The sequence below is a fragment of the Halobacterium sp. CBA1126 genome (assembly GCF_009741975.1).
Taxonomy (GTDB): domain Archaea; phylum Halobacteriota; class Halobacteria; order Halobacteriales; family Halobacteriaceae; genus Halobacterium.
In genome coordinates, this window is record NZ_WPCF01000083.1 from 1 (window position 1) to 11613 (window position 11613).

Below are 11613 nucleotides of genomic sequence, written 5' to 3' on the forward strand. Positions count from 1 at the left end.
GAGGACGTCCTCGACCGCGTCGAAGGTCGCCTCCTCGACGACCACGACCTCGGGGTCGTCGCCCGCGGCCTCGAACTGCGCGACGATGCGGTCGGCGGCCACCTCGCGGGGCGTCTCGCTGGTGACGACCAGCGGCCGCCCCGTCAGGTGGGTCTCGACGACGACCTCCCGCGTGCGCTCGAGCACGTCGTGGCCGAGCACGACGCTGCGCGGGAGGCGGATCCACGTCGACTTCTGGAACATGCCACACCGTCGCCCGCCGACCAGTAAAAGTCTACTCGTCGTCGCCTCGCTCGCGGCGCCTCAGACCGTGCCGAGCACGTCGACGAGGCGCTGCTCGTCCTCCCGGCCCGGCCCCTCCTCCTCGCCGGTGCGGCCGTGCTCGCGGTGCGCGGCGACGGTCCGGTCCATCGCCGCCTCGACGGGCGTCGACTCCCAGCCCAGTTCCTCGACTTTGGTCGTGTCCAGCAGGTGCGGGTAGTCCCGGTATAGCGGGAAGTCGGTCGGCTCGAGGTCGACGATGTCGAGCTCCCGCGGGCTCGTGTAGACGCGCTCGACGTCCGTCCCGAGCGCGTCCGCGATCAGGTCGAGGGTGCGGTCGAGGGTGACGGCGTTCCGGTCGCCGAGGTTGTACGCCTCCCCCGGCGTCCCCTCTTCGGCGACGAGGCGCAGCCCGCTGGCGACGTCCTCGACGTAGACGCGCTGCCAGAGGTTCGTGCCGTCCCCCGGGACGACGACCTCGTCGTGCTCGGCGACGCGGTCGACCCAGTACGCGAGCCGCTCGGTGTAGTCGTGGGGGCCGTAGACGACCGTCGGCCGCACGCTCATCGCGTTCACGCCGCGCTCGGCGGCCTGGAAGACGATGCGGTCGCCGGCGGCCTTCCGCGGGCCGTACGTCGCCATCGAGTCGTCCGTCGCCTGCTCGGCCGTACAGTTCTCCAGCTCCGTCTCGCCCTCGCGCTTCGGCACGTCGTCGGCGGCGTACGCCGACCCGCTGGAGACGTAGACGTAGGCGTCCACGCCGCCGAAGACGTCGATTGCGTGCTCGACCTCCCGGGGCTTGTACGCCACGCAGTCGAAGACCGCGTCCGGCTCGACCTCCCGCTTCGCGGTCAACAGCGCCTTCCGGTCCGTGCGGTCGCCCTGCACGTGGTGGACGCGGTCGTCGTCGGCGAACGGGTCGTCGTGTTTCCCGCGGTTGAACGTCGTCACCGAGTAGTCGTGGGCGAGCAGTTCCTCCACGAGGTGGCGGCCGATGAACCGCGTGCCGCCGACCACGAGCGCGGACTCCATACCGGAGCGAGGGGTGGCCGCCACAAAAGCGGTGGCTATTCGAGAGCGAGCGACGGCGAAAACGCAGTCGGAGTCAGTCGGCGCTGCCGGCCAGCGAGCCCTCGGTGGCGCTGGCGGGCAGCGAGCGGCGCGCGTCCGCCTCCGGGCGCTCGTCGATGGCGTCCCGGTAGGCGTCCGGCATCACGACCGCGAACTCCGAGACCGCCTCCTCCCAGTTGCCGAGCAGTTCGGCCGCGCGGTCGCTGTCCGTGCGCGCGGCGTGGTTCTCCACGAGCCGGCGGATCGCGGACTCGTCGCGCTCCGAGAGGTCCCGGGAGACCGCGACCATCCCGGTGTTGCAGCGCTGTTCGAAGTCGCCGTCGGGGTCGTGGACGTACGCGACGCCGCCGGACATCCCCGCGGCGAAGTTCCGCCCGACGCCCCCGAGCACGACGACGATGCCGCCGGTCATGTACTCGCAGCCGTGGTCGCCGACGCCCTCCACGACGGCGTGGGCGCCCGAGTTCCGCACGGCGAAGCGCTCGCCCGCGACGCCGTTGACGTAGCACTCGCCGTCGGTCGCGCCGTACAGCGCGACGTTCCCGACGAGCGTGTTCTCCGCGGGCTCGAAGCCCGCGTCCGCGGGCGTCTCGACGGCGAGCGTGCCGCCCGAGAGCCCCTTCCCGACGTAGTCGTTGGCGGCGCCGGTCAGCGACATCGTGACGCCGGACGCGAGGAACGCGCCGAACGACTGGCCGGCGTTCCCGGTCAGCGACACGCGGAGGCTGTCGTCGGCCAGCCCCTCGACGCCGTGCTCGCTGCTGACGGCGTGGGAGACGCGCGCGCCGACGGTGCGGTCGCGGGTCGTGATCTCCCGGGACAGCGACACGGACTCCTCGCCCGCGATGGCGGCCTGTGCGTCCTCGATGATGCTCTCGTCGAGGGCCATGTCGGGCGTGTCCTGTTCGACCGTGTGCGTGCGGCCGTCGCCCTCGGGCTCGGCGAGCACCCGCGAGAGGTCGATGTGCTTGCCCTTCGGGTGGTCGCTGTCCGTCTGCGAGAGGTGTTCGACGCGCCCGACGGCGTCCTCGACGCTCGTGTAGCCCAGTTCCGCGAGGACCTCGCGGAGCTCGCGCGCGACGAACGTGAGGTAGTTCGCGACCTTCTCGGGGGTGCCGCGGAAGCGCTCCCGCAGTTCGGGGTCCTGCGTGGCGACGCCGGTCGGGCAGTTGTTCGTGTGGCAGATGCGGGCCATCACGCAGCCCGCGGACACCAGCGACGCGGTGCCGAACGCGAACTCCTCGGCGCCCAGCAGCGCGCCCACGGCGACGTCGCGGCCGGTCTTCAGGCCGCCGTCGACCCGCAGCGTGACGCGGGACCGCAGCCCGGTCTCCACGAGCAGCTGGTTCGCCTCGGCGAGCCCGAGCTCCCACGGCAGGCCGGCGTGCTTGATGGACGTCTTCGGGGACGCCCCCGTGCCGCCGTCGTGCCCGGAGATGTGGATGCAGTCCGCGCCAGCCTTCGCGCAGCCCGCCGCGACCGTGCCGATGCCCGCCTCGGAGACGAGCTTCACGTGCACGCGGGCGTCCGGGTTGCCCGCGCGGAGGTCGGAGATGAGCTGCTTGAGGTCCTCGATGCTGTAGATGTCGTGCTGGGGCGGCGGGCTGATGAGGCCGACGCCCGGCGTCGAACACCGCACGTCCGCGATCATCTCGTTGACCTTCTTCCCCGGGAGGTGGCCGCCCTCGCCGGGCTTGGACCCCTGCGCCATCTTGATCTGGAGGTCGTCGGCCGACGAGAGGTACGTGCTCGTCACGCCGAACCGACCGGAGGCGACCTGCTTGATGGCGCACTCCTTCTCGGTGCCGAAGCGCTCGGGCGGCTCCCCGCCCTCGCCCGTGTTCGCCTTCGCGCCGATGTCGTTGGCGGCCTCGGCGTTCGTCTCGTGGGCCTCCGGGCTGAGACTGCCGAGGCTCATCGCGGCCGTCGAGAACCGCTCGACGATCTCCGACGCCGGCTCGACGTCCTCGACGGGGACGCTCTCGCGGTCCTCGCCGTCGATCTCGAGGAGGCCGCGCAGCGTCTGGAGCTGCTCGGCCTGGTCGTTGACGTGCTCGGCGTAGTCCTGGAACGCCGCGTAGTCGCCGTTGTCGACGCCCTCCTGGAGGCTGTGGACGGTCTGTGGGTTCCACTGGTGGAACCGCCCGGACGTGCGGTTCTCGAACTCGCCGACGCGCTCGACGTCCGGGTCGTCGTCGAAGCCCGCGTCGTGGCGCGCGCGGACGTCGGCCTCCAGCTCCTCGAGGCCGACGCCCTCCGTGCGGTTCGGCGTCCCGGCGAAGAACCGGTCGACGACCGACGAGTCGAGGCCGACGACCTCGAAGATCTGGGCGCCCTGGTAGGACTCGACCGTCGAGATGCCCATCTTCGCCATCACCTTCAGCAGGCCGTCCTCGAGCGCGGTGAGGTACGACGACACGGCCTCCTCGGGGGCGGGGCCGTCCGGCCCGGCGACGATGTCGCGGGCGGACTCGATGGCGAGGTAGGGGTTGACCGCGCCCGCGCCGTAGCCGACCGTCGCCGCGAGCTGGTGGACGGTGCGGACGTCGCCGGCTTCGACGACGAGGCCGGCGCGCGCCCGCAGCCCCTCGCGGGTGAGGTGGTGGTGGACGGCGCCGGTCGCCAGCAGGCTCGGCACCGGAATCGCGTCCTCGCCGGCGGACCGCTGGGAGAGCACGAGCAGCTCGACGCCGTCCTCGACGGCGTCGGCGGCCTCGCGCTGGATGCGCTCGACGGCGTCCTCCAGCGACCCGTCGGGGTCGAAGGAGAGGTCCAGCGTCTTCGTCGGCAGGCCCGCGTTCACGACCGCGTCGAGGTCGCTGTCGGCGAGCACCGGGCTGTCGAGGACGACCTGCTCGGCGTGCTCGGGGGACTCCCCGAGGAGGTTGTTCTGGCTGCCGAGCCGGGTCTCCATGCTCGTCACGAGGTCCTCGCGGATGTAGTCGATCGGCGGGTTCGTGACCTGCGCGAACAGCTGGCGGAAGTACGACGCCAGCGGGTGGTTGAACTCGGAGATGCCGGGCAGCGGCGCGTCGTCGCCCATCGAGCCGACGGGGTCCTTGCCGTCCTGGACCATCGGCGCGACCAGTTCGTCGAGCTCGTCGCGGGTGTAGCCGAACATCGCCTGCGCGCCCCGCAGGTCCTCCGTCGGGTCGCTCGGCAGCACGTCCTCCCCGGTCTCCGGGCGGAGCTGCTGGTCGGCGACCCACTCGCCGTACTTCTCGTCGGTGAGCTCCTCGAAGACGTCCTCGTCGTCGACGACGCCCTCCCCGGGCTCCGCGAGGAACAGCTGGCCGGGCCGGAGGCGGCCGCGCTCCTCGACCTCGCTGACGTCGCCGTCGAGGGCGCCCTGCTCGGACGCCATCACGAGCGTGCCGTCCGAGCGCTTCTCGTAGCGGCACGGCCGCAGGCCGTTGCGGTCGAGCACGCCGCCGATGCGGTCGCCGTCGGTGCCGATGACGAGCGCGGGACCGTCCCACGGCTCGACGAGGCTGGCGTGGTAGTCGTAGAACTCCTCGCGCGCCTCGCTCATCTCGTCGTCGCCCTGCCACGCCTCGGGGACGAGCATGCGGAGCGCGTGCGGGAGCGAGCGCCCCGTCTGCATCAGCAGTTCGAGGGCGTTGTCGACGCTCGCGGTGTCGGACTGCTCGGGGTCGTCGATGACCGGGAGGACGGTCTCCAGCTCGTCGTCGGTGAACCCCTCGGCGTCGAGGTCGGCCTCGCGGGCGCGCATCCAGTTGACGTTCCCGCGGATGGTGTTGAACTCGCCGTTGTGGATAATCGACCGGTAGGGGTGGGCGAGGTGCCACGCGCCCAGCGTGTTCGTGGAGAAGCGAGCGTGCACGAGCGCGAACCCGGTCTCGACGCGCTCGTCGGTGAGGTCGGGGTAGTAGTCGGCGACCTGGTCGCCCTTCAGGAGGCCCTTGTAGACGACGGTGTCCTCGTCGAGCGAGCAGACGTAGAAGCGCTCGTGGTCGACGGCGTCCTCGACGGCCTGCCGGCCGACGTACAGCGCCTTCTGGAAGTCCTCGGCACCGTTCGGACGTACTACGGCCTGCGCGACGTGGGGCTCGGAGTCGACGGCGGTCGCGCCGAGGCCGCTGTTGTCGGTGGGGACGTCGCGCCACGCGTCGACGGCGAGGCCGTGGCCGGCGAGCGCGGCTTCGACGTCGTCGACGACGGCCGCGCGCTCGTCGGCGTCCTGCGGGAGAAAGAACGAACCGACCGCGTAGGTGTCCGGGAGACCGTCGAAGACGTCGGCGAAGAACTCGTCGGGCGTCTGGATGAGCGCGCCGCGCCGTCGCCGGTGTTCTCCTCGGCGCCCGTGGTGCCGCGGTGTTGGAGATTCTCCAGTACGTCGAGTGCGTCGGAGAGAACGCGGTGGGACTGCCCCCCGTCGAGGTCGACGACGACCCCGACCCCGCAGTTCGACCGCTCGTCGGTCGGGTCTGCGAGGAGGTTGTTCGTGCTGTCGGACTGGTGCATGTGCCAGTCTGTATCACGACCGAGTAAAACCCTACTCCTGAATCACTAATGGTAATATAGATTCGTATAAGGTGGATTAAGGTATCCGCGTCCGGAGCGCGTACCGCCCGCGAACCGTGACGCCGGCGCCCGACGGCGCCGTTCGAGGATGTGGTGGCGTGGTGGTCTCTACTCTCGGGTTCGACCGCATCCCCCATTAAATAATCGACCGTGACAAATAGTCGCCGGTCAGTACGACTTCGCGAAGAACGCCGTCTCCTCGGCGGGCTCCCCGCAGACCGCGCACTCCTTCCCCTCGTGGTCGGGGGTCGGCAGGTGCTCGTCGTCGAACTCCGAGGCGGCGCGCGCGGCGCTGTCCTCGGCCAGCGGCACGAGCACGATCTCGGCGTGGATCTGGTCTTTGATCTCGCCCTCGCAGGCCTCGTCGCCGCACCACGGCGCCTTCACGTAGCCGCCGTGCTGGCCGATGGTGCCCAGAATCTCCTCGCGGCTCTCGGCCTCCCGGACGTTCTCCTCGAGGCGCTCGGCGGCCGCGTCGTAGAGCTTCTCGTACACCGCGTCGAGGTGCTCGTGAACCGCGGCCGTCACGTCCGCGCGGTCCTCCACGGCGTCCTCGCCGTCCGGCCGGTGGACGACCGTCACTTCCTCGTCCTCGACCTCGTTCGGGCCGATCTCGAAGCGCACGGGGACGCCCTTCAGCTCCCACTCGTTGAACTTGAAGCCGGGGTTGCGCTCGTCGCGGTCGTCGAGGTGGACGCGCACGCCCTGGCTCTCCAGCTCCGCGGCGATCTCCGAGGAGTACTGGAGGACGTCCTCCTTGGTGTCCTCCTGCCAGATGGGGACGATGACGACCTGCTTGGGCGCGACCGTCGGCGGCAGCACCAGCCCCTGGTCGTCGCTGTGGCTCATCACGAGCGCGCCGATGGCGCGCCACGAGAGCCCCCACGACGTCGTGTAGGCGGTGCGCTCCTCCTCGTCGACGTCGCTGAACGTGATGTCGAACGCCTCCGCGAACGACTGCCCGAGGTGGTGGCTCGTGCCGCCCTGCACGGACTTCCCGTCGGGCATCAGCGCCTCGACGGTCGTAGTGGTGTCCGCGCCCGGGAACTTGTCGTGGTCGGGCTTGCGCCCGCGCAGCACGGGCATCCCGAGGACGTCCTCGTAGAGCCGCTGGTACTGATCGAGGCGCAGCGTCGTCTCCGCCCACGCCTCCTCGTCGGTCGCGTGCGCGGTGTGGCCCTCCTGCCAGAGGAACTCCTTCGTGCGGAAGAACGGCTTCGTCTCCGTCGCCTCCCAGCGCACGACGGAGTTCCACTGGTTCAGGCGCAGCGGGAGGTCGCGGTGCGAGCGCACCCACTGGGCCATGTACGGCGCGACGATGGACTCCGACGTGGGGCGGACGGCGAGGCGCTCCTCGAGCTCCTCGTGGCCGCCCTGCGTCACCCACGCCACCTCGGGGTCGAACCCCTCCACGATGTCCTTCTCGCGTTCGAGGTACGACTCCGGGATGAACATCGGGAAGTAGGCGTTGTCGACGCCCGTCTGCTTGAACCACGAGTCGAGGTTGTCCTGAATCGCCTCCCAGAGGGCGTACCCGCGGGGCCGCGTCACGATGAACCCGCCCATCGGCGCGTAGTCCGCCAGTTCGGCCTTCTGGACCACTTCGGCGTACCACTCGCCGGGGCTGTGCTCCTTGGACTCGGTGATGCCGAGCTCCTGTTCGTCGCTCATTACTCCAAGACAGGCCTGACGCGCTCTTAAAACCCGTGAAGGTGTGCGGACGCGCCTCGGACCCGGGACGAAGTTGGTCATAGCTAACCAGCGGGCGAGAGCCGAGGGCGGACTGAACACAGCACTCGTCAGCGCGACGATTCGTCGGCGAGCGCGGGACGGGACGAATTGGCAGTAACTAAGTTCTCGGGCGCGTAGTGTGTGGCGTGCGCGAGTTCGAGTTCACCGTGACGTACGAACCGGGGAGCGACGCCCTCATGGACTGCTTCGTCGAGCACGACAGTCTGACGGCGTGGACCTCGGTCTGTTTCACGACCCGCGAGCGGATGTGGCGCATCGACCACGCCACCGGCACCGAGGAGGCCCTCGCGGCCTTCGACGACGTCTTCCTCGACGAGTCGCGGTGCAACGAGTGTCTGGACCTCCCGGACTGCGACACCTACCGCGAGTACCACGTCCTCGACGAGTCCGCGAACTCCCGGACCGTCTACACGTTCCGCGAGGAGGTCTACGACTGCCACTCGGTCCCCCACTACGTCCACGAGCACGTCGGCGACGGCGTCGTCTTCGAGGCGCGCCGCAGCGACGACGAGTACCGGTGGCGCGTGCTCCACCCCGACGAGCAGTCCGTCGGCGAGCTCTACGACACCATCGAGGCGCAGCTCCGGGACGGCCTCTCGCTGTCGCTGTCCCGGCTCTCCAGCGCCGGCAACTGGAACGCGGAGTCCCGGGTGGTCGCCGAGCTGACGCCCGAGCAGCGCGCGGTCATGGAGGCCGCCGTCGAGGCCGGCTACTACTCGCGGCCGCGCGAGGTCACCGTCAGCGACCTCAGCGACGACCTCGGCATCCCGCGCTCGACGGTCCAGTACCGCCTGCGTAGCGCCGAGGACCTCGTCGTCTCCCAGTTCGTGGAGAACGCGCTCTGAGCGGGCGCTCCCGGGACCGGCGAGAGAGTTAAGTGGTATGAGAACGTCCCGCATGGTATGGGTGACACGAAGCGTGGCCGCGAACGGCAAGGCCAGAAGAAGCGCGAACAACTCCGCGAGCGCGACGTCGAACGCACGCTCGAGACCGCAGTCGACCCGTCGGAGGCGCCGGAGCTCCCCGACGAGGACCTAGAGATCGGCGAAGACCGGCCGAACTGACGCGCGGTCACCGACGTTTTTCGGCGCCGAATCGACTCGAATCACTGGTCAGCGACGCGTGCGGCCGCTTGCGTCGTCGAGCCGGCGTCACCGCGGCCGTACGGCGAACGGGCTCTCGGTCTCCGTCCACGCCCAGCCAGGGAGCCGCGTCTGCACGCCCGCCGCGAGCGCGGCGTCCAGGTCGTCCCGGCCGGCCTCCTCGGCGCCGCCGGTGTGGACGTCCGCGTAGTGAAAGGTCGACTCCGCGAGCAGGCGCCGGGGCTGTTCGCCCGCGACCATCGCGGCGAGCTCGCGGCCGAGCAGCTCGTCCACGACGAACCCCGGGTAGTCGTCGGTGACGTCGAGGTCCCGGAGCAGCGCGACCAGCGCCGCGACGTTCACCGCGCGGTCGCCGTCCGCGAACACCTCGTCGACGGCGTCCCGGTACTGTTCCTCGGTCACGGCGGCGACGTCGGTGTCGAAGGCGTCGCCGAGCGCGTCACGGACGTCGTTGACCAGCGGGACGACGACGTCCGCGCGTTCGAGCACCCACTCGTGTTCCGCCGCGACCGCCGCCGGCGTCAGTTCCATGCGTCCGCTCGTGCGTCAAGGACTACCAAGTTTGCGAAGGCTTTTATAACCGGAAACGCATATTGCGGGGTAAGCGGGTTCTCCTGCAGTAATCCCCGCGGCCCGGCCGCCTTCGGCCGGAACCACCGGTCTCCACACTGGAATGACGACAGCGTGTGTCTACTCACCACGTTCTCCGGTCCGCTCGTCGCCCCGCCTCCGGCGGGCCGAGCGTGACCGCTTCGGAGACTCGGACGCAGGAGGCCTCATTCACTGACTATGAGCACTGTAGACCAGCAACTCGAGGAGTTACAGGACGAGATTACGAACGAGATTCCGCCGGACATCTCGGTGACCGACGTGAAGTACGAGGGTCCCGAGCTCGTCGTCTACACGCGGGACCCCAAGCAGTTCGCCCAGGACGGCGACCTCGTCCGGAAGCTCGCGAGCAAGCTCCGCAAGCGAATCACCGTCCGCCCCGACCCCGCGGTGCTCTCCCGACCGGAGACCGCCCGCGAGAAGATTCTCGAGGTCATCCCGGACGACGCCGGCGTCACCGACCTCGACTTCCACGAGGACACCGGCGAGGTCGTCATTGAGGCCGAGAAGCCCGGGATGGTCATCGGCCGCCACGGCTCCACCCTCCGCGAAATCACGGAGGCCGCGGGCTGGACGCCCGAGGTCGTGCGCACGCCGCCCATCGAGTCCTCGACGGTCTCGAACGTCCGGAACTTCCTGAAGTCCGAGCGCGACGACCGGCGGGACATCCTCGAGAAGGTCGGCCGGCAGATCCACCGCGAGGAGATGAGCGACGACGAGTACGTCCGCATCACCACGCTGGGCTGCTGCCGGGAGGTCGGCCGCGCGAGCTTCATCCTCTCGACGCCCGAGACCCGCATCCTCATCGACTGCGGGGACAAGCCCGGCAGCGAGGACGAGGTCCCCTACCTGCAGGTCCAGGAGGCCCTCGGCGCGGGCGCGAACTCCATCGACGCGGTCGTGCTCACGCACGCCCACCTCGACCACTCCGCGTTCATCCCGCTGCTGTTCAAGTACGGCTACGACGGCCCCATCTACACCACGGAGCCGACCCGCGACCTGATGGGGCTGCTGACGCTGGACTACCTCGACGTCGCCGCCAAGGAGGGGCGGACGCCCCCGTACGACTCCGAGATGGTCCGCGAGGCCATCAAGCACACCATCCCGCTGGAGTACGGCGACGTCACGGACATCGCGCCGGACGTGAAGCTCACGTTCCACAACGCCGGCCACATCCTCGGCTCGGCGGTCTCGCATTTCCACATCGGCGACGGCCTCTACAACGTCGCGTTCTCCGGGGACATCCACTACGACGACACGCGGCTGTTCAACGGCGCGGTCAACGACTTCCCGCGCGTGGAGACGCTCGTCCTCGAGTCCACGTACGGCGGCCGGAACGACTACCAGACCGACCAGGAGGACTCCGAGCGGAAGCTCAAGCGCGTCATCAACGAGACCTACGAGCAGGGCGGGAAGGTGCTGATTCCGGCGTTCGCGGTCGGCCGCTCCCAGGAGATGATGCTCGTCCTCGAGGAGGCGATGCGCGAGGGCGACATCCCCGAGATGCCCATCCACCTCGACGGCATGATCTGGGAGGCGACCGCCATCCACACCACCTACCCCGAGTACCTCCGCGACGACCTCCGCGACCGCATCTTCCACGAGGACGAGAACCCGTTCCTCGCGCCCCAGTTCAACCACATCGACGGCGGCGAGGAGGAGCGACAGGAGGTCGCGGACGGCGAGGAGTGCATCATCCTCTCCACCTCGGGGATGGTCGAGGGCGGCCCCATCATGTCCTGGATCCAGCACATCGGCCCGGACCCGAACTCCACGATGACGTTCGTCGGCTACCAGGCCCAGGGGACGCTCGGCCGCCGCATCCAGTCCGGCTGGGACGAGATTCCGATGCCGGACTCCCGCGGCAGCGGCCGCACCGAGCGCCTCGAACTGAAGATGGACACGGAGACCGTCGACGGGTTCTCCGGCCACGCCGACCGGCAGGGCCTCGAGGACTTCGTGCGCACGATGAACCCGCGCCCGGAGAAGGTGCTCTGCGTCCACGGCGACGAGTCGTCCACGCAGGACCTCTCGAGCGCGCTCTACCACGAGTACAACATGCGGACGTTCGCGCCGAAGAACCTCGAGACGTTCCGCTTCGTCTGACAACCTCTCGCACTTCGCCCGGTTCGCCGCCGTCACGGGAGCCGACAGCACTATACTCTCCGTTCCGGTACTGTTCGTCGTGACGCAGACACGAGCGGCGAGCCTGTTCGTCGCGGCGGTAGTGGTGGCGACGGCGCTCGTCGGCCCCGCGGTCGCCGCGCCCGCC

General features: G+C 69.9%; 6 protein-coding genes and 2 pseudogenes. 3 read left to right on the forward strand and 5 right to left on the reverse strand.

What is annotated here, in order from left to right:
• From egsA to proS, 4 genes and pseudogenes are all read right to left on the reverse strand, one after another.
• A pseudogene (gene egsA / locus GJ634_RS11285) lies at positions 1–243 on the reverse strand (NAD(P)-dependent glycerol-1-phosphate dehydrogenase); the annotation flags it as partial.
• Between the two features lie 60 nt (positions 244–303).
• Positions 304–1293: an SDR family oxidoreductase gene (locus tag GJ634_RS11290; protein ID WP_157502875.1), complete on the reverse strand. Its 990-nt coding sequence runs from the start codon at positions 1291–1293 to the stop codon at positions 304–306.
• A 73-nt stretch (positions 1294–1366) separates the two neighbouring features.
• Positions 1367–5817, reverse strand: a pseudogene (gene gltB, locus GJ634_RS11295) (glutamate synthase large subunit).
• Positions 5818–6045: 228 nt separating this feature from the next.
• Positions 6046–7548: a proline--tRNA ligase gene (proS, locus tag GJ634_RS11300; protein ID WP_157502876.1), complete on the reverse strand. Its 1503-nt coding sequence runs from the start codon at positions 7546–7548 to the stop codon at positions 6046–6048.
• Positions 7549–7754: 206 nt separating this feature from the next.
• On the opposite strand from proS, the gene GJ634_RS11305 reads away from it, so the two are divergent.
• Together GJ634_RS11305 and GJ634_RS15595 are read left to right on the forward strand one after the other, a co-directional pair.
• Positions 7755–8474, forward strand: coding sequence for a helix-turn-helix domain-containing protein (locus tag GJ634_RS11305; RefSeq protein WP_331714131.1), 720 nt, complete (start codon positions 7755–7757; stop codon positions 8472–8474).
• Positions 8475–8531: 57 nt separating this feature from the next.
• Positions 8532–8693 (forward strand): hypothetical protein, encoded by a 162-nt coding sequence (locus tag GJ634_RS15595; protein WP_197425498.1) that lies wholly within the window; start codon positions 8532–8534, stop codon positions 8691–8693.
• 87 nt (positions 8694–8780) lie between these two features.
• Here the strand turns inward: GJ634_RS15595 and GJ634_RS11310 are convergent, their stop codons facing one another.
• On the reverse strand, positions 8781–9263 hold the full coding sequence (locus GJ634_RS11310) for a hypothetical protein (RefSeq protein WP_157502877.1): 483 nt from the start codon (positions 9261–9263) through the stop codon (positions 8781–8783).
• A 258-nt stretch (positions 9264–9521) separates the two neighbouring features.
• Between GJ634_RS11310 and GJ634_RS11315 the strand changes: the two genes are divergently transcribed.
• Positions 9522–11447: a beta-CASP ribonuclease aCPSF1 gene (locus tag GJ634_RS11315; protein WP_157502878.1), complete on the forward strand. Its 1926-nt coding sequence runs from the start codon at positions 9522–9524 to the stop codon at positions 11445–11447.
• Positions 11448–11613: the final 166 nt, after the last annotated feature.

Coding starts and splice junctions, on each gene's coding strand:
- GJ634_RS11290 (WP_157502875.1), bottom strand. CDS start 1,293: ATGGAGTCCGCGCTCGTGGTCGGCGGCACGCGGTTCATCGGCCGCCAC.
- proS (WP_157502876.1), bottom strand. CDS start 7,548: ATGAGCGACGAACAGGAGCTCGGCATCACCGAGTCCAAGGAGCACAGC.
- GJ634_RS15595 (WP_197425498.1), top strand. CDS start 8,532: ATGGGTGACACGAAGCGTGGCCGCGAACGGCAAGGCCAGAAGAAGCGC.
- GJ634_RS11310 (WP_157502877.1), bottom strand. CDS start 9,263: ATGGAACTGACGCCGGCGGCGGTCGCGGCGGAACACGAGTGGGTGCTC.
- GJ634_RS11315 (WP_157502878.1), top strand. CDS start 9,522: ATGAGCACTGTAGACCAGCAACTCGAGGAGTTACAGGACGAGATTACG.